Annotated in this window: 13 protein-coding genes and 1 tRNA gene; 7 read left to right on the top strand and 7 right to left on the bottom strand. The window is 56.4% G+C overall.

Annotated features, from left to right (window positions below; genetic code table 11):
• Positions 1 to 120 precede the first annotated feature (120 nt).
• Entirely contained in the window at positions 121 to 1,161 is a 1,041-nt protein-coding gene (locus tag ABJK56_RS05065) for a nucleoside hydrolase (RefSeq protein WP_347243577.1), read from the bottom strand.
• A 940-nt stretch (positions 1,162 to 2,101) separates the two neighbouring features.
• Here ABJK56_RS05065 and ABJK56_RS05060 point away from each other — a divergent pair.
• From ABJK56_RS05060 to ABJK56_RS05050, 3 genes are all read left to right on the top strand, one after another.
• Positions 2,102 to 3,118, top strand: coding sequence for a hypothetical protein (locus ABJK56_RS05060; RefSeq protein ID WP_347243576.1), 1,017 nt, complete (start codon positions 2,102 to 2,104; stop codon positions 3,116 to 3,118).
• 118 nt (positions 3,119 to 3,236) lie between these two features.
• Entirely contained in the window at positions 3,237 to 4,994 is a 1,758-nt protein-coding gene (locus tag ABJK56_RS05055) for a Gfo/Idh/MocA family oxidoreductase (protein WP_347243575.1), read from the top strand.
• 280 nt (positions 4,995 to 5,274) lie between these two features.
• The gene (locus tag ABJK56_RS05050) at positions 5,275 to 6,069 is read left to right on the top strand and encodes a sugar phosphate isomerase/epimerase (RefSeq protein WP_347243574.1); all 795 of its coding nucleotides are present in this window, start codon (positions 5,275 to 5,277) and stop codon (positions 6,067 to 6,069) included.
• 51 nt (positions 6,070 to 6,120) lie between these two features.
• Here the strand turns inward: ABJK56_RS05050 and ABJK56_RS05045 are convergent, their stop codons facing one another.
• Entirely contained in the window at positions 6,121 to 7,350 is a 1,230-nt protein-coding gene (locus ABJK56_RS05045) for a XylR family transcriptional regulator (protein WP_347243573.1), read from the bottom strand.
• 267 nt (positions 7,351 to 7,617) lie between these two features.
• Between ABJK56_RS05045 and araD the strand changes: the two genes are divergently transcribed.
• From araD to ABJK56_RS05025, 4 genes are all read left to right on the top strand, one after another.
• Positions 7,618 to 8,352, top strand: a complete 735-nt coding sequence (gene araD / locus ABJK56_RS05040) for an L-ribulose-5-phosphate 4-epimerase AraD (RefSeq protein ID WP_347243572.1) — start codon at positions 7,618 to 7,620, stop codon at positions 8,350 to 8,352.
• Between the two features lie 17 nt (positions 8,353 to 8,369).
• Positions 8,370 to 9,872, top strand: coding sequence for an L-arabinose isomerase (gene araA, locus ABJK56_RS05035; protein WP_347243571.1), 1,503 nt, complete (start codon positions 8,370 to 8,372; stop codon positions 9,870 to 9,872).
• Positions 9,873 to 9,927: 55 nt separating this feature from the next.
• Entirely contained in the window at positions 9,928 to 11,880 is a 1,953-nt protein-coding gene (locus ABJK56_RS05030) for a sodium:solute symporter (protein WP_347243570.1), read from the top strand.
• Positions 11,881 to 12,069: 189 nt separating this feature from the next.
• Positions 12,070 to 14,487 carry an alpha-L-arabinofuranosidase C-terminal domain-containing protein gene (locus tag ABJK56_RS05025; protein WP_347243569.1) on the top strand — a complete coding sequence of 806 codons (2,418 nt, stop codon included), beginning with the start codon at positions 12,070 to 12,072 and terminating at the stop codon, positions 14,485 to 14,487.
• A 158-nt stretch (positions 14,488 to 14,645) separates the two neighbouring features.
• Here the strand turns inward: ABJK56_RS05025 and ABJK56_RS05020 are convergent, their stop codons facing one another.
• From ABJK56_RS05020 to csrA, 5 genes are all read right to left on the bottom strand, one after another.
• Positions 14,646 to 15,038, bottom strand: a complete 393-nt coding sequence (locus ABJK56_RS05020) for a hypothetical protein (protein WP_347243568.1) — start codon at positions 15,036 to 15,038, stop codon at positions 14,646 to 14,648.
• A gap of 164 nt (positions 15,039 to 15,202) precedes the next feature.
• Positions 15,203 to 15,925 carry an SMC-Scp complex subunit ScpB gene (scpB, locus tag ABJK56_RS05015; RefSeq protein ID WP_347243567.1) on the bottom strand — a complete coding sequence of 241 codons (723 nt, stop codon included), beginning with the start codon at positions 15,923 to 15,925 and terminating at the stop codon, positions 15,203 to 15,205.
• 263 nt (positions 15,926 to 16,188) lie between these two features.
• Entirely contained in the window at positions 16,189 to 17,163 is a 975-nt protein-coding gene (locus ABJK56_RS05010; RefSeq protein ID WP_347243566.1) for a hypothetical protein, read from the bottom strand.
• 448 nt (positions 17,164 to 17,611) lie between these two features.
• Positions 17,612 to 17,685: transfer RNA gene (locus ABJK56_RS05005), tRNA-Glu, on the bottom strand.
• A gap of 328 nt (positions 17,686 to 18,013) precedes the next feature.
• A complete protein-coding gene (csrA, locus tag ABJK56_RS05000; RefSeq protein ID WP_347243565.1) occupies positions 18,014 to 18,253 on the bottom strand; it encodes a carbon storage regulator CsrA in 240 nt (79 codons plus the stop codon).
• Positions 18,254 to 18,473: the final 220 nt, after the last annotated feature.

Here is an 18,473-nt window from a genome sequence, read left to right as displayed (position 1 = left end):
TATGATCCGGTCCCGTGTCAAACTTTTCCGAAATATCCAGTTTTCCTATTCTTCTGGGGCGATATCGGCGGAAATTGAACGGTTGTTTGATAATCGAACGATCATCGGATGATCGGCCGATTATTCTCCCACCAATCTTTGGACCAACCAGTCTTCGTAAAGTTCCATGTTTTTCCAGCGAACTGCAGCCCTGACAGGTCGGCCCGACGCATCAATCCGAGTGAATCCGTCATCGGTCACTACAAGGGGGAGGGTTTCCATTTCGACAAGACGTTCTTCCACGGCGAGATACACAGCAACCGTGTCGTACAGGGTACTGCTGCGATCCGGTGGAGGTAGGTTCTGTTTCTCGCCCTCTTCACGCCAAATCTGATAGTTTTCCATGAGTGCCTGCACCGATTTGTTGGAGCATTCATAGACCTTGCGGAATTTTTCGCCGGTGAGGTGCACAAGCCCACAAGTGTCGAGCGGGGTGATGGTGACTTCCCAGTCGGCCGCGAACACGGCCTGGAGAGCTTTCGGGTCCACCTTGACGTTATATTCGGCCGAAATTTGAGGGCTGCCTCCATATCCCTTATAAACGCTTCCGTGCATTCCCACAAAACGGGCATTCTGACTGATTTCTGGGGCGCGTCTGAGGGCTTCAGCAATGTTCTGGACAGGCCCGATGCAGATCAGGGTCACAGGAAACGCGCTCTTCTTTATCGTTTCGATAATGGCCCCCACGCCATCTTCGTAAACCGTGCCGGGATATTTCTTGAGATCATAGTCGGCGACCCAGCGTGATTGTCTGCTCGGGCGCTCTTCCAATCCCACGCCAAGGCCGACGGGGATATCGGTGCGCTCTGCCACCTCTAGCAACTTCGCAATGAGTTTTCCGCGGTAAATCGCGTTTTTATTGTCACCCACAACCAGGCGGACATCTAATTCGGGGCATTTCAAAAGGAGTGTTAGGGCCCATGTGTCATCGATATCGTCGCCGATGTCGGTATCAAGAATGACCGGAATCTTATTGCCAGAGTGGATGGCGGAAAACGCCGCGTCCGCACCAAATCGCGACTTGTTTTCAGCTCGCAGCAAACGATTCCATCCCAGGCAACCAGCCAAGCCTCCCCAAAACATTCCTGAAACAAAATCCCGGCGTTTCCAGGTCCGTAACATGTGCGATTCTCCTCAATAAAGCATGTTTCCGCCGCTCCTTTAATCCGGCTTGCAGGCCGGGAGTACGGCATTCACGGGGATATCGACGCCCCATTATCATGAGTTCGCCACGGCTAGACAAGCCGCACGCGCTCCAGGTAGTGGGAGCCAGTCGATTCCTTTCGCCCACAAACGTGACGGCGGTCGCGGCCCAATTAGAGTGGGGAGCTTCAACACCGCGGACTGTTGCATTTTTAAAGGCGAGCGTTTCCAAACCAAGGACCGAGAGAAGGTCGTTGTCGTGCCAAAGATGCATGTCGTCGGACACATCCTCGCCACGCTGATTTGTCTAGTTGGGGCAGGCGCATGGGCGTCCGAGGGACGAAACATGGTGATGGTGCTGGCAGCATTACAGGTCAAATCGCGGTGGTGAGCTTTCGATTGGTTCTGGAGATCGCGTGCTAGGTGGACAGAAAGTTGACCTGGGGACACCACTTGAAAATCAAGAGGAAGGTTAGGTCGTGCCTGTCTGCTGAATCGACCGACACTGATCCTTGTGTTCCCGGGAGACAGGAGAGAGGTCGAAAATATTTACCCGGCAGGAGAAAACCGGACGAATCCATCGGACGTAGAGAAATTGGAATAATCCCACCCAAGCTCGGGACCGCGCGGTGGGGCTTGGCAAAAAATGCGGACATAAAGTGGGGTTTGGGAGGGACGGGCACCCTCTGGGCGAGTTTTCTCACCGGGTAGCAGAGCACAAAAAATTGAATTAAAATGGGAAAAGGTTAGGAGCGGGATAGAGTTTTACGACCACAATTCCCACCTTGGGCGGTAGCATCCTACCTTTTTATTTTATCACCGAGCGTCATCGAGGTCTGGACCGGCAAGTGGTCGGTCGCACATAGGAAGGAGGTTAGCCCTGAACCGGTCAAGTTTCACCATCGGTTTAGGAGCAGTTGTGCTCCTGGTGCTTCTGCGTATCACGATTGGTTGGCACTTTCTTTACGAAGGTGTATGGAAAATCGCCAACCGCGACAAGTTTTCCGCGGAGCCCTTCCTCACTCAAGCGAAGGGTCCGTTTGCTTCGTTCTTTTACGCCATGGTTCCCGATATAGACGGGAAGATCCGGTTCCAGATCGTCAAGGCCAAGGACGGGAACCTGGTGGTTGTTTCTCCTGCTTATGAAGAAGCCTGGAGAAAGGCCTGCGATGAGTATGTCAGGTACTATCGCATGGACGAAAAGCAGAAACGCCAGGCCGAGGCCACGCGCGATCGTTTTGTCGGAGCGCTGAACAATTACCTGGCGCAAAAGCGAGACGACATTTTGGCGTATTTTGACAGTCTGGAGCGCTTTGAGAAGGAAGAAAAAGCATCGCGGAATCTTGGGGCTTACTTCCAGAGGGAACGCCTCTGGGAAAGGCAACAAAAGCTGCGTGGCGAGGTGGCCGCGTGGTTTTCAGAGATCGACAAGATGGGTCGGGCTTATCTGAGCTCTTTGTGGGGGATTCTCACTCCTGAGCAAAAGAGGCGAGGCATGATTAAAGTCCCCCTCTGTGAAACGCAGCGGCTGCCAGTTCGTCTGCCGTTTGCCGCAACCAAGACAGAACTGCTCAACGTGGTGGTGACGTATTCCCTGACAGCCATCGGCCTGTGCTTGATGGTTGGAGCGTTCACACGGTTGGCGGCCCTGGGAGGAGCGGCATTTCTGGCTTTCGTGGTGATGACGCAATGGCCGTGGCCCACCGTCGTGCCAAAAACGCCCGAGATTGTGGGACATGCCTTACTTGTGGATAAGAATTTTGTCGAGATGATGGCCCTCCTGGCGCTGGCTGCCATGCCGGTGGGACGCTGGGCGGGTCTGGATTATTTTCTGTACCACTATGTCTGTCTACCCTTACGCGCGTGTCTCGGAAGGTGCTGCGGTTGTGCATGGAGGAGCGAAGCGAGCTCTAAGGCGGCCGCAACGGGTGGTTGATGACTTGCCATTACTTAAACGTGCTTGGCATCCTCGCCAGTGGGAATAATTGAAAAGAAGGGAAAACGCAGAAACCATACCGGTGATTGGCTGAGAGGTTATCGATAAAAGGAACCGCATGATGAATCTGACACCAGAAGAACGCGAAATCGGGAAGGCTAATTTTAACCGCGCGTTGGGAAACAATTTAGAGGTTACCCGCCGCGACTTTCTCCAGGCGGGATTGCTGACGGCCATGGCCGCCGGCGGCAGTGTGGGAGCCTTCTACTTTGGCTACGAAAGCACTATCGAAAAGCCTCTCCGCGTGGCCGTGCTGGGCACTGGTGACGAAGGTCAGGTCCTCATCGGGGCATGCAACCCAGAATTCATTGAAATCGTGGCAATTGCCGATCTCCGGCCGTACAACGTTCATCGGGCATTCCACGGCGACTGGTCAAGTGAGGCGGCCATGGAAGCTCGACCGGGCTTGCTCAAGGTGTATGGTTGGAAGACTGAAGATGAAGCCCGCAAGCACGTTAAAGTCTATGGCCATTATGAGGACCTCCTGAAAGCGGAAAAGGACAATATCGAAGCGGTGATCATCGCGCTGCCGCTTCACCTGCATGCCCCGGCCGCCATCGCCGCCATGAAACTCGGCAAGCACGTTCTCACCGAGAAATTGATGGGCCATTCCGTTCACGAGTGCAAGGAAATGGCGCGGATGGCCAAACAGGCCTCGGTCCATCTCGCCGTGGGTCACCAGCGCCATTACAACATCCTGTACGAAAACGCGACCGACATGATTCGGCGTGGCTTGCTGGGAGACCTTCATTACATTCGAGCCCAGTGGCATCGTGGGAACTTGCCAGGCCGGGATAGCTGGGCCATGCCGTTGCCTCCCGGTGCCAAACCCGATGATAAAAGCCACCTAACCCTCCTCGCTCAGCAACGGCAGTTGAGGCAGGCGCTTGAAGAAGCCAAAAAATCAGCGCGGCCGGTCACTGCTGAAATCGAACGCATGGAAAAGATGCTGGCCCAGGTGGAGGCCCAGATTCGCGACCAGGAAATTATTGATAAGGTGAAAGAATACGGCTATCAGGATAAGACCCTGGTGGCAGGAAATCAAAAGTATTTCCGCCCCGCTATCGAAGAGCTCATCCGCTGGCGGCTGTGGGAGCGAACGGGTGGCGGTTTGATGGCGGAATTGGGCAGCCATCAACTCGATGCAGCATCCATCTTCATCGCCGCCATGCACGGGGGACAAAAGCAACGGCCGCTCAATGTGGCGGCAGCAGGGAACCGACCAATCTTCCCGCTGGACCGTGAGATCGAAGACCACGTGTATTGCATTATCGAATTCCCCGCACCGGGTTACGATCCCAACGATCCAGTGGGGAAAATGAAAAAAATCGCTGTGCAGTATGCTTCGATCAACGGCAATGGTTTCGGCGGTTACGGCGAAATCGTTTTCGGCACCAAAGGAACGCTGATTCTGGAACGCGAGCAGGAGGCCATGCTGTACGCGGGCTCCGACACTTATGCCTCGGTGGGTGTGAGCCAGAGCGCGGGTGGCGCCGTCCTAGATACCTGGGCCAGCGGTCCCGCCCAAAACAGGGCCGAAGGGTTGGGGCAAATGGCCACGGCCAAGGTAAGTCGGGGTTATCGAGAGGAGATCGAACACTGGGCGTGGTGCATCCGTCGAAATCCCAACGCTTCGGATCCGGAAATCCATCCTCGATGTTATCCAAAAGTGGCACTGGCCGACGCCGTCATCGCTTTGACGACCAACATCGCGGCTCGAGAGGGACGCCGCATCGAATTCAAGCCGGAGTGGTTTGATATCGACAGCGATGAAACTCCAGAAGGCATTAAACCCGATCTGAACCGATATGCATGAGGGCTGATCCGGCCAGCTTGCCCGGAATCCATTTCGGATTGCACAAAAGGCATTGCCCGAAGCACGGCATCGTGATTTCTGCCGTGCTTTTCTTTTTTTAAAGACCTTCTGCCGACAGCTCTGCGGCGAGCCCCCTCATATGAGTGCGTGACTTCCAAACTGCCTTCTCTGTATAATCATCGATTCTTCCCATTGGGAAAAAACATCGCCTTTGCCACTTGGCGGATGGCCAAACTGATCGCCCGATCCTGATGGAAAAGCACACATCGGAGGAATTCGCATGCAAATCGGGGCGATGAATCATCCGGCGAAGGACGTGGTCGAGGAAATTCGCTGGATCGCGGAACACGATTTCGATTACATCGACCTCACACTGGAACCGCCGGCCGCCGATCCGCGGACCCTGGACGGTTCCCGGGTCGCTGCGGCCCTAGAAAAGTACCAATTGCCGGTAGTGGCCCACACGGCCTACTACCTCTCCTATGCTACGCCTTTTACCTCGATTCGCAGAGCCTGCTTAGAAGAGCTGAGTGTAGCCGTGGAGATGGCTGGAAAACTGGGGGCGAAACTTGTCACTGTGCACTTTTCCCGACCGCCCAAGTTTTTTTCTGAGGACCAGGTTTTCGCGTGGCACCGCGAGATTCTGGCCCCTCTGTGCGACCTGGCCGCACAATGCGGTACGGTCATCGCAGTGGAGCAGAGTCCATTTCCCCAGTGTCGGCAAATTGACATCCTGGAACGTCTGCTCACGGAGTTGCCGGGGTTGCGATTTCATCTGGATGCTGGTCATGCACGACTTGAGCCCCAGGGAGACCTGTGGAGTGAATATCTTACGCGTCTTGGTCCGTTTCTGGTACACGTCCATTTGTCGGAGAACGACGGGACGTGCGATCAACATTTACCGCTGGGGGCAATTCCCGGACAATTTTGGCAGTGGCCGCAGCGGATCGCTGAGCTCAAATCACTCCCTTATGACGGCACGATCACCCTGGAGGTTTTCGCCCCGGAGCCGGAGTACCTGCTTCTCAGCCGAGACCTTGTTCGTCGCTGGTGGGCCGAAGCGGATGAACGATAGTCCGCAGCATGAGGGAACGCTGATTGCGGTAAACGGGCGAAGGCCGCAGGGTCACACATAGGTTGCCAGATCCTTGTCCGTTTGCAGGCGTTCTCCGCGCATTGTCCGACGGAATTGATGAGGTGTTAATCCCCATTTTTTCTGGAAAACCCGGGCAAAGTAGTTCGGGGATTGGTAGCCGGAGGCCTCGGCCACATAGGGCACTGGAAAATCGCTTTCGAGAAGAAGGCGCTCCGCCCTTTGCAGACGCAACCGTTCGAGTTCTTCGTGAATCGTCCGCCCAAGTTGACGCCGAAAACGGAGTTCCAAACTGCGTCGCGACATGTGAACGGCTGCCACCACGTCGTTGACGGTAATGGGTTCGGCTGCTCGATCGTGAAGAAACTTGAGCGCCGCGGCGAGGTCGGGATCTTCCACGGCCACCACATCGCTGGAGCGCCGCGTCACCACATAGAGTGCCTCAGCGACAATTTCCTGGGGAGGAATTTCTTCTCCTTTCATGAGCCTGTCGAGCAGGGCTGCTGCACGATAGCCGGCTGATTCAGCATTCAGCGCCACGCTGGAAAGCGGTGGGTCGCTCAGTTCGCAAAAAAGGTCATCGTTATCCACCCCTACAACAGCGAGTTCTTCAGGAACCTGAATCCCAGCCGTGAGGCATGCTTCCAGAACCTGACGGCCACGGTCGTCATTGCATGCCATAAGCCCCGTGGGCCGGGGAAGCTTGGATAGCCAGCGTGCGAGTCGGCGGTGTTCTTTTTCCCAGCTCGTTTCGATGTCCGGGTGCTCGGGCAAGGGATAAACATCGACAGGAAACCCCGCCTCAGCGATCCGCTGGCAGAATCCTTCCTGCCGTCGCTGCGACCACAAATATCCTGGCAGGCCCACGTAGGCGAAGTGCCGGAATCCTCGCTCGAGAAGGTGTTCCGCTGCCAGCCTTCCCGCACCAATAGAATCGGAGTGTACCTGACTGAATTTCTGGAGAGAAGGATTGCCGCAGACCCGAGCCGCAGAGAGTCCCACCAGAATGGCAGGAAGTTTCGTGGCGAGAATGGCCCTCGCCACATGGGGCGTTTCCACCCTGGCGATGATGCCAGTTCCGCCCCACCGCCGCATCCGAGGAAGGGCCTGCTCGAGATCGCCCGGTGTGATGTAGAACCCCCATGGTCCGTGGAGTCGCCCATACCGGATGACCCCTCGGAGGAATTGCCGGCCGTAGCCACGCGATGTCTCAATGAGTAAGGCCACACGGGGAAGTGAGTCCCGCTTTGGTCGCTTTTTCACGGTGCGCGCACTCCCGCTCAGCAATGGTGAACACGGGAATGGGTTCCCTTCGGATTCATGCCCAGCTTACCTTTGCGCAATTTTATATCCAATTTACGCGTCTGTCGCTTGCAGACCTTCCAGCGAGCAGTTATCTTGACAAACTATATCGAAACTTATGGTGGGCCTTGTTCGACAGTCGTCTGGAACCGTCAGGATGGCGGCGAGCGCGGTCCCAGACCATCGGAAGCCTTGCCCGAGTTGTTGCCCACAAAGAAGCGAGGACCCATGTTTGAGGAACTGAAAGCACAGGTTGCCGAAGCCAACCGGCGCTTGCCGGCCCTGGGACTGGTGACGCTGACCTGGGGCAACGTCAGCGGAATCAGTGAGGACCGCCAGGCCGTTGCCATAAAGCCCAGCGGTGTTCCCTACGAGAGTCTTCGGCCGGACGATATCGTGGTGGTGGATCTGAGCGGTCGGGTCATCGACGGTCAACTACGACCTTCCACCGATACGCTGACCCATCTAGCCATCTACCGCAGCTTTCCGGAAATCGGCGGCGTCTGCCACACCCACAGTCATTTTGCCACAGTATTTTCTCAATTGCGTCGGGAAATCCCGTGTTTTGGAACGACGCACGCCGACCATTTTTGCGGCCCTATTCCCCTGACGAGAGTCTTGTCCGCCACGGAAGTGGAGGAAGGTTACGAACTGAACACCGGGCGGATCATTGTAGAACGGTTTCGCGTGGGGGGATTGAATCCTCTTGCGACGCCTGGAGTACTGGTCGCGGGGCACGGGCCGTTTACCTGGGGACGTTCCGCCCGGGAAGCTGTGGAAAACGCCGTGGCTCTCGAGGAGGTTGCCTCCATCGCTTGGCATATGCTCGTGCTGGAACCTGATCCGATGCCGATCGAAGGCTATATCCTGCAAAAACATCATGAGAGGAAGCACGGCCCGGCGGCCTATTACGGCCAGCAGCGGCGTGCCGCCATTGGTGGAAAGGATGAATTTCATTCGTGATCAATGGTGGTTTAGACATGGAAGCAATGAAACCTTATCCTGATAAGGAACTTTGGTTTGTGACCGGAAGCCAGCACTTGTATGGGCCAGAAGCCATCCAAAAGGTGGCTCAGAACATGCAGGTCATCGCTTCGGGTCTGGACTGCGATCCCCAAATCCCCTGCCGGGTCCTCGCCAAATCGGTAGTGACCACTCCAGATGCGATCCGGCGGGTGTGCCTGGATGCCAACAATAGTCCGGCTTGTGTGGGACTTATCTTTTGGATGCACACGTTTTCCCCGGCCAAGATGTGGATCGCCGGGTTGCGCGATCTGATCAAGCCTTTTCTCCATTTGCACACCCAGTTCAATCGCGATCTCCCCTGGGAATCGATTGATATGGACTTTATGAATCTCCATCAATCGGCCCATGGCGATCGCGAGTTCGGCTTCATCTGTGCGCGCATGCGGCTTCGCCGTAAGGTGGTCGTGGGCCATTGGGAGGACCCTGAAGTCCGACGGCAGATTGGTGTGTGGGCGCGGGCTGCAGTGGCCTGGGACGATGCCCAGGATTTACGCATCGCCCGATTTGGCGACAACATGCGTGAGGTGGCCGTCACCGAGGGTGACAAGGTCGAAGCACAGATTCGCCTCCGCTACTCGGTGAACGGTTACGGGTTGGGGGATTTGGTCCGCAAGGTTCAGGAGGTCTCTGATCTGGAGGTGGAACGACTGATCCGGGAGTACGAGGACCAGTACGAGGTGGTTCCGGAACTTCGGCCGGGCGGAAGCCGCCATGATGATCTTCGAGAGGCTGCTCGAATCGAATTGGGATTGCGGGCATTTCTGGAGGAAGGCGGTTTTAAAGCGTTTACGGACACCTTCGAGAACCTGCACGGTTTACGCCAGTTGCCCGGTCTCGCGGTTCAGCGTTTGATGGCAGACGGCTTCGGGTTCGGTGCAGAGGGCGACTGGAAAACCGCGGCACTCGTGCGAGCAGTGAAAATGATGGGAAAAGGGCTCCCCGGCGGCGCCTCATTCATGGAAGATTACACCTACCATCTTGATCCGGCAGGTATGAAGGTGCTGGGTGCGCACATGCTGGAGGTGTGCCCCACGATTGCGGCCGGTCGGCCATCTCTAGAGATTCATCCGCTGTCCATTGGTGGCAAGGAAGACCCACCACGGCTCGTGTTCGATGCGGCGGCTGGGCCGGCGCTCAATGTCGCGATCCTCGATTTGGGAAACAGATTTCGAATGCTCGTCAATGAGGTTCAGGTGGTTCCGCCGGACCGCGACCTGCCGCGGCTTCCTGTGGCGCGCGCTGTATGGCGGCCGCTTCCCGACCTGAAGACAGCAGCCGCTGCCTGGATTTTGGCGGGAGGGCCCCACCATACTGCCTTCACCCAGGCGCTCTCGCCGGAGTATCTAGAAGATTTTGCTGAGATGGCGGGGATCGAGTTCTTGCACATCGGTCCCCAGACCGACTTGCACCAATTCAAAAAAGAGCTCAGGTGGAACGAAGCAGCTTTCGGGAGTTGATATTTGGTCTAACCGTATTGGGTGGTTCTTCGGGACCGGTTGAAGGGTGAGCAACATGACGGGATTGGACTGGTTGATCATCGGAGCCTATTTTGCGGTTCTCTTCGGGTTAGCGTGGTGGGTCATCCTGCGAGGCAAAGACACGGCGGATGACTACTTTCTGGCTGGTCGAAACCTCGGCTGGTTCATCGTGGGGGCCTCCATATTTGCTTCCAATATCGGATCAGAACATCTGGTGGGACTAGCTGGATCGGGATGCACGGACGGCGTGGCGATGGCCCATTATGAACTCCACGCTTGGTGCCTGCTCATTTTGGCGTGGGTCTTCGTGCCTTTCTATCTGCGCTCTAAGGTATTCACGATGCCTGAGTTTCTGGAACGGCGATTCAGTCCGGGGGCACGCTGGTTGCTTTCCCTCATTTCGTTGGTTGCCTACGTTCTCACCAAGATCGCCGTGGGCATCTTCGCAGGGGGAGTCGTTTTCCAAACGCTGCTTCCGGAAGTCCATCTGACCATCGGCCAGTTTGAACTCAATAGCTTCTGGGTGGGATCGGTACTCGTCATCGTGCTGACCGGGCTTTACACCGTGCTGGGCGGGATGCGAGCCGTTGCCTACACCGAGGCTCTTCAAACCTTCATTTTGGTGGCCGGGTCTGCTCTGGTGACGATCTATGGACTCATCGCACTGGGAGGTTGGGGGGAGCTTCGACAGATTTGCGGTTCGGAAATGTTCAACCTCTGGAAGCCGCTTGCTCCCGAGGGATGGACCGGAACCTGGAAACCGGTCCTTGATGAAAAGGCCAAGGTAATGGCCTGGTATTTTAACAGCAATTATCCGTGGTTGGGGATGCTCATCTGTGCGCCCATCAGTGGGCTGTGGTACTGGTGCACCGATCAATACATCGTTCAGAGATGTTTGGGCGCTCCCAGTGAGAAGGAAGCCAGACGGGGAGCGATCTGGGCAGCCGTGCTGAAGCTGCTGCCGGTTTTCATCTTTATCATCCCGGGTATGATCTGCCTGGCTCTCTCCGTCAGCGGCCGGTCCGAGGCCCTTCGGAACGAATTCTTCCAGGCCGATTTGGAGAAGGTGTTAAGCAGCGAGGCAGCCTCTCACGCTGAAGCGAAGCGGATTGCCATTGGACGCGTGGTGGTTCCTAATGGTGAGCAGAAAGTCATCGCCGGCCAATCGGTTGTAACCAACGGCAAAGTTGCAGTGGTAGGAGGGACGGTCGAACCTGTGGAGGGCGGGCTAGCTGTGACCAAAGGTGTGGTCTATGTCAACTCTCAGGCTACGCAGGCTGCCTTTCCGCTCATCGTGCGGTACGTGTTACCTCCCGGGTTCCGAGGAATTGTGGTGGCTGGACTGCTCGCCGCCTTGATGAGCTCGCTCTCCGGCGTGTTCAATGCCTCCTCGACCCTCTTCACCATGGACTTTTACAGCAAACTTCGGCCGAATGCTTCGCAGCACGAACTGGTCTGGACTGGGCGGGTGGCCACCACCACGATGGTGCTGATCGGATTAGCCTGGATCCCAGTGATCCAGGGAGCGCGGGGACTCTACGATTACCTGCAGAGTGTTCAGGGGTATCTCGCGCCACCCATTTTCACCGTCTTCTTCCTGGGAGTATTCTGGAAACGCCTTAACGCCAAAGGTTGCTTGTGGGCCCTGGCTGTTGGTTTCGCGCTGGGCGTCTTCCGACTCGCTGTGGATACCCCGGTGAAGCTGTTCGGCGTGCAGTATCCCGAAGGCTCTTTCTTGTGGATTGTGAACAACATCTTCTTCCAGTACTTTGCCGTGCTTATTTTCGTGGTCAGCGTGACCGTGATGATTGTCGCCAGTTACCTCTCGGCTCCCCCTGATGAGTCGAGGATTCAGGGATTAACCTTCGGCACGATCACTGAAGAACAGCGTCGTCAATCGAGGGCCACATGGAACTGGCGCGATGTCGCGGCATCGGCCTTTGTGCTGGCCTGCATTGTCGCGGCTTACCTGTACTTCCGCGGTTGATGCAATCCCCAAAAGGCGCTGGTTTGATAGCGAAAAGCAGGCGCGACCTTTGGGCGTGTTTGGGGAGGCACGCGACTCCCGCGCACGGTGCGCGGGTAGGCGTCAAAAAATGGTTTGAAATAACGGTGATTGCCGAAACGAAGGTCCGCTGTTTGGCGGAAGCTTGACTGAGATGTTGGAGGTGCGTCTATGAAGCGGTACCCCAAGAAGCATCGTTGCCCGTTTGTTTGCACGGCTGCTCTGTATCTGTTGGGGACATGTTGCTGGCCATCGGCGGGTGTAAGCTTCGCCGGGGAGGATGTTGCCACCATCGTCGTGCATCCAGACAAGGTGGTCAACCAGATTGATGTCAAAGTATACGGACACTTTCTGGAACATATCTATCATTCCGTGAATGGGGGATTGTGGGGCGAACTCGTCTGGAATCGTAGCTTTGAATACAACGATGCCGGGCAGTGGCGTGTGGAAGGCGATACCATCGTGCAGAAAAGTCTTGACGTCAATCGCCGCTGGGTTTTTGGTGATCCCGGTTGGCGAGATTATGAGTTTACGCTCGAGGCCCAGAAAATCAGCGGAGAGGAAGGGTTTCTCATTCTCTTTCGAGTAAGAGACAATGACAATTTTTACTGGTGCAACCTCGGCGGCTGGGGCAATCGATGGCATCAACTGGAACGAGGCAGATCTGGAGAAGGGCGGTGGCATCCGGTTGGTCCCCGCGTCGATGGTCAGATCGAACGCAATCGGTGGTATAAAATCCGCGTTCGTTGCGAGGGACCTCACATTCAGGTCTGGCTGGACGAACAGAAAATCATCGACTTTACCGATCGCGAAGGTCACCTGGCAGGCGCAGTCGGAATTGGCACCTGGGCCACCCGTGCCCGGTTTCGCAATCTTCGCGTGACCGATTTAGAGGGAAGGGTGCTTTTCAGCGGTGTTCCCCCCACTCCGCCCAGCGCGGGCCTGGCCCGGTACTGGGAAGCCTTCGGACAAGGTCAAGTTTCCCTGGACGATACATCGGCTGCTAACAGTCACTTCTCAATTAAGATCGACGGCGCACCGGGTGAGACCGGCATCCAGCAAACGCCTTTTGCTCTGAAGGCCAATGAGTGGTACGTGGGCTCCGTGTGGATTCGCGGTAAGACGGAACAAGCACCGGTTGTTCGGCTCATGGACGGTGTCCAGCCGCTGGCCATGCAGAGCCTCCCCTGGCCGAGCGAAAACTGGCAGGAAGTTCCGCTCCGCCTGCGTGCTATCCGCAATGTGGATAACGCCACACTCCAAATCGCCTTGCGCGGGCCCGGCACATTGTGGGTGGATCAGGTGAGCCTGATGCCGGAATCCTGGAAACGTAATGGCGGATTCCGACCAGATTTGCTAGAGGCAGTGGCCGAGCTGAAACCACCCCTCATTCGCTGGCCAGGCGGTTGTTTTGCCTCAGCCTATCGCTGGAAGTCTGGAATCGGTCCGCAGTCAAAACGGGTTTCTTATCCCCGCGAGATTTGGGACGACGTGGATGTCAATTCCTTCGGTACCGACGAGTTCATCGAACTGTGTCGCCGTGTGGGTGCAGAACCGTGTCTGGTCGTGAATATTGGCACACCCCAGTGGAATCCCGATCCTGATCCCGAGGAATTTTTGCAGGATATTTTAGACTGGATCGAATATTGCAATGGTCCTGCCGATTCCCAATGGGGTCGAGTGCGGGCCGCCAACGGTCACCCGGAACCGTATCACGTCAAGTATTGGGAAATCGACAATGAGACCTGGGGCTTCGGTGCTGAGAACTACGCAGCGGCGGTGCGAAAGATTGCTCCTCTGATGCGGGCAAAAGATCCGTCCATCAAGCTCATCGCTTGCGGAAGTGGTGGAATGGGGGAAAGCGCTCATCGCTGGAATCGGGTGATCATCGAGCAATGCGCGGATCTTGTCGATTACCTCAGTCTTCACCACTATGAAAACCCGGATCAATTTGCCCGTGGACCTTATCGCTATGAAGCATTTTTCCAGGAAACCGCTCGGCTTATCGCCCAATCTCGGAATCCGCGTTTAAAGCTGTTCGTTTCGGAGTGGAACGCCCAGAGTACGGATTGGCGGACGGGACTCTACTGTGGGGGGATCCTCAATGCCTTCGAACGAAGCGGTGACGCAGTGGAAATCGCATCACCGGCGCTGTTTTTGCGACATGTCTCAGCCACGGCATGGGACAATGCGTTTATCAACTTCGATCATCGCCGATGGTTTCCGGCCCCCAACTATGTGGTCATGAAGCTGTGGCGCGATAATTTCGCACCTGAGCGTGTGGCAGCGGAAGGCGTCCCTGAGGACCTCAATCTTGTGGCAACGAGGGATCCGCAGCAGGGCGTCGTGATCGTGAAAGTCGTCAATCCCGGTAGAGAAGCACGGAGGGTTTCCATCAAAGTGGCGGGCCAGGCTATTCAATCAGCGACCGCGCAGAAGGTTGCGCCCGGAAATCTACAGGCGCGAAACACGCTTGACCATCCTGATGCGGTGCGCCCTGAGAAAGCGGAGGTAGTACTTGCGGACAGCGCGGCCATTGTGGAGCTGCCCGCTTTGTCGTGCGTTGTCCTGCGACTGAACGTCAAGTAGTACCACGAACATCTCCCGAAACACCATCACCCGGTGATCTCTAGGTGGATCACCGGGTGATAAAGTTTTTAGAAGGCCGTCATTGTCGTAACAAATTACAAGGCAATTTCCACTACCTCGGCTGCAGCCGGGCACCGGGAAATCATGTTTGGGATGAGTCACTCGTCCTCTTCTTCGTCGTAATCATCCTCCCAATCTTCGTCCTCTTCTTCCTCGTCATCCCAGTCTTCGTCTTCTTCGTCGTCCCAGTCTTCATCTTCCTCGTACTCTTCTTCGTCCTCGTCTAAATCCTCATCGTCCCAATCTTCATCGTCCTCCCATTCGTCCTCATCCTCATCCCAATCGTCTTCGTCTTCGTCCCAGTCCTCGTCGTCATCCTCCCAATCTTCGTCCTCTTCGTCCTCCCAGTCCTCGTCGTCCTCATCCTGGGCGAGGATGTAAACACGATGGCCCAATCCTGCGGGGCTGGCCTCTGCCGTACGCGGCGGCAGGTCGGAAATTGCGTGGGTCGCGCTCAGGCGAGCCACAATGTCTTGGAAAGCAAGTTTCACGGTGAACACCCCTGATTTAAAAAGGACCAAGCTCGAAATATATCCCCTCGCGGTGGAGCGAGAACCCTCCCTCCACCGCGAACCATTGACACCTTATCGCTTCCCGGCGTGCGGGAGTTTTAGAGATCCTCATCACCTCTCAGGTCGGGAAAACGTCTAATATATCAAATGCGCCCCTCGCCGGTAAGTGGTGCACTGTCCTGGAGCTCCAGTTGTGCTTCCCGACGGACTGCGGAGTTACGATACTCAGCATGGGGAAGTTCGTCCAGTCCCCGGAGTCCAAAAACTTCCAGGAACGTGTCAGTCGTTCCGTAAAGATAGGGTCGTCCCAGCTCTTCTGATCGCCCAACAATTTTTACCAGTCCCCGATCCATCAACTGGCGAAGAATCTCACCGCACTGGACTCCTCTGATGGATTCTATTTCGGCACGGAGCACAGGCTGCCTGTATGCAATGATGGCCAGGGTTTCCATTGCCGGAGGCGACAGGCGAATTTGCCTCTGATCGCGTCCCAGTCGTGCCACCCAAGGGTAGAATTCGGGCCGAGTGCGTAGCTGAAAACCGCCGGCCACTTCCACCAGACAAAATGCGGCACCAACTTCATCATACAATTTTCCAAGTCGCCGAAGATAGCCTCTGACCTCGGCCGCACTCTCGAATCCACAAATTTGGGCAATTTTCCTTGGCGTTAATGGCTGACGGGCAAGAAAGAGCGCTGCTTCCACGCGGCGTACCCCTTCCCCCCAGACCGGACCTTCCCGGGGCCCCAAAGCCTCGGTTTGCGAGGTTGCTGAGGGAATTCTCCGAAGAAACAGCCGCCAATCTGGACGCCGGCACAGCGGGGGGCTGGTCTCGTAACGTGATCTCTTTCGCCAAAAATATTGCATTTCCGCGGCTCAGAATGTGCGCACCTTTTGGAACTGTTTACTCCGGAGTCACAAGACAAGGATACGGCTCCCTCCGGCTTGCGTGCAAGGTGCCTTCTCGTCTGAATGGTCTCAGGATCAACGGCCCCATTAGGTGGCAGAGGTTTCTCGGTACCTGTGGTCAGGATCGGTTCTCGCAATCTTAAGGCATCCGCCGCCTCCTGCGCCAATCCGCGGATTCCGATCGCTACTCGCACGGAGGAGGCCCTGTCTGCGACGCTTGGCTAAAAACCCCGGGGAGAATGCGGACCGGCATCAGACGAATTGCCAGAAATCTGAGTCAGAACCCGTCTCATGGCCTCCTCGGGGCTGGGAGCAATGGCTTCCAAGAGGCGCGTCATGTGAGGGACGCCCTTGACCGGCATTTCGCAGGTGAATCGAAAGAGTTGCCCATCGGTTCCCCACCGCTCCAAACGATAGCGCGCGGCGCCCAGGGCACGAAACTGCTGCGCAAGCTGTTCCAACTGTTCGATTCCCTCCAAAGATGAGGTCTGTTGCTGACGCGGCCTATGTTGCTGTGGAGACATGCTAGCCAAGGGGGGTGCCAAATCGGAAGCAGACTGTGAACCCATGGATGGGTTCTCGTCAGAGGGAAACTCCCCGTCGACCAGGCCCTTGGTCGCTGATTGCCAGGGAGGTCGGCTGCCCGCGACATCAGTGGCCAGGCTGTCTACCCCTCGGATGGCCGAAGGATTCTCGTTCCTCCCCGAACCCAGAACGCGTCGTGAATCTTGGTTTGAAGGTGGATTTCTCCTACCGGGACTCTCCGCGCGGCCAGGCCCGGTAACGCCGAAGTCAGTCTCCAGGGGCGTCGCGGAGCCAATCGGGGGAACCGGACTTGCCTGGACAACCTGAGCGGGGCTTTCACGGAAGGTGTTGCCCACGGATCGATACCGGCCGTCCGACTCGCTTGCAACACTCGGAATCTCAAAAGCGTCTCTTTTAAAGGACAGTTTACCCGATCTAGCTTTTCGCTCTGCGTCCGAAGTTTGCCCATGTTCCTCTGCGGAGAAGAAAACGGAAAGAAGAACCGGAAGCCGAGTTGGCGGGACAAGAGCCAGGCCAACGGTGCCCGCGAAAATCGCAAACAGGGCTACGGCCCGCCACATGTCTGACCGGCTGCGTTCCCGTGGATCGAGTGGTTCCGGACTGGAATCGAGGGATTCGGGTGCGAGGTTTTCGGCGACGTCCGTATCCATGGAGTGCCTCATGCAGATAGCGAGTCGGCGTGTCCACGCAATAATATCGGCGCGGCGCGAAAAGACGCAACACAACTTGTCGGCACTCCAGTTAAACTTGGCCCTGTGAATTGCTCCACGCGTGGACTCGTGCGGACGCCGGCCGGCGGTCATGGCTACTCCGCAGGTGGGCCCGATATCCAGCTAGGGCGGGCATCAGGAGGGGAGTCGGGAGGGGGGCGTGACAAGTGCCAAAAATTCACAAGGCAAGCGCACCGCCTCGATGATCGCCCAGAAAGTAAAGACTTTGCAACACCATCGAAGACGGGCCACGGATCTCGGCACCCCTGTCCTGAGAATTCGCCAAGCTTTCCGCGGCGACAAAGCGAGATTTCTGACGAAGCCCGGAGAAGCTGCGGGCTTGGGACACTTCTGGCGCGTAACCGACACGCCTGAGTGGGCCATTTAGCGACCCCGACGGGATTTGAACCCGTGCTACAGGCTTGAAAGGCCTGTGTCCTAACCTGGCTAGACGACGGGGCCGTCGTAGAAACTAATTATTAAGGCCTTTGCGGTGTCGCGTCAACCGCCTGTGACTGCAATTGGCGGCATTTTTGGGCCAAGTGGGCCATTCTCGTGTTTCTTGAAGGCGTGCTTCGGGCGGATCCCAGTGAAAACGATGGGCAATGACTGCGTCTACGACCATCCCAGTTCACCAAGTGTTCGCGGCCAAATTCTCGGTAGGCTGTCCAGTTTAGCCGAAGACAAAAGGCAGTCGTGCCTAGCCGGACCAATCATCACGGAACGCGCACCCGAGAAAACAGAAAAGAGTTCTCAAGGTGGGATTCTCACGTGGCGGGAACGAGGCAGCTCATTTCACCGGGGTTTGTTCGCTAGGTGCGGAATCTGAGGCGGTTTCTGTATCCGTCGACTCTTGCGCCCGCTTCTTGTCCGCCTGAATCATTTCGTACACTTCCCGCCGATGCACCGTGACATGCTTGGGGGCTTCGATCCCGAGGCGAACGCGATCGCCCCGGATATCGACGACCATAATCACAATTTGGTCGTCGATAATGATACTTTCGTTTTTCTTCCGCGAGAGAACCAGCATCCTCCATTCCTTCCTTTGCTGCTGGGGGCTCAGGCATCATCGGCCCGAGGCACCAAATACGTCGCGCACACCTTCCCTTTATCCTACTCTAACTCGTCCTTGGGTGAAAATCAAGCAAATTGGGTGCCCATCCGAGAAAAAGCGCTCTTACGAATCACGATCCGAACCCCACGTTGTTTCTGACATCAAGTAGACATATTTTTGCAGAATTTTATTGAAA

It is taken from the genome of Thermogutta sp., assembly GCF_039793925.1.
Lineage (GTDB): Bacteria > Planctomycetota > Planctomycetia > Pirellulales > Thermoguttaceae > Thermogutta.
The sequence above is the reverse complement of the archived record's forward strand: the minus strand, read 5'-3'. Positions and strand labels throughout refer to the sequence as shown.

Bases quoted from the DNA above. Each gene is read 5' to 3' on its own strand.
- ABJK56_RS05065 (WP_347243577.1), bottom strand. From the start codon at position 1,161: ATGTTACGGACCTGGAAACGCCGGGATTTTGTTTCAGGAATGTTTTGG.
- ABJK56_RS05055 (WP_347243575.1), top strand. From the start codon at position 3,237: ATGATGAATCTGACACCAGAAGAACGCGAAATCGGGAAGGCTAATTTT.
- ABJK56_RS05050 (WP_347243574.1), top strand. From the start codon at position 5,275: ATGCAAATCGGGGCGATGAATCATCCGGCGAAGGACGTGGTCGAGGAA.
- araD (WP_347243572.1), top strand. From the start codon at position 7,618: ATGTTTGAGGAACTGAAAGCACAGGTTGCCGAAGCCAACCGGCGCTTG.
- araA (WP_347243571.1), top strand. From the start codon at position 8,370: ATGGAAGCAATGAAACCTTATCCTGATAAGGAACTTTGGTTTGTGACC.
- ABJK56_RS05030 (WP_347243570.1), top strand. From the start codon at position 9,928: ATGACGGGATTGGACTGGTTGATCATCGGAGCCTATTTTGCGGTTCTC.
- ABJK56_RS05025 (WP_347243569.1), top strand. From the start codon at position 12,070: ATGAAGCGGTACCCCAAGAAGCATCGTTGCCCGTTTGTTTGCACGGCT.
- scpB (WP_347243567.1), bottom strand. From the start codon at position 15,925: ATGCAATATTTTTGGCGAAAGAGATCACGTTACGAGACCAGCCCCCCG.
- ABJK56_RS05010 (WP_347243566.1), bottom strand. From the start codon at position 17,163: ATGGATACGGACGTCGCCGAAAACCTCGCACCCGAATCCCTCGATTCC.
- csrA (WP_347243565.1), bottom strand. From the start codon at position 18,253: ATGCTGGTTCTCTCGCGGAAGAAAAACGAAAGTATCATTATCGACGAC.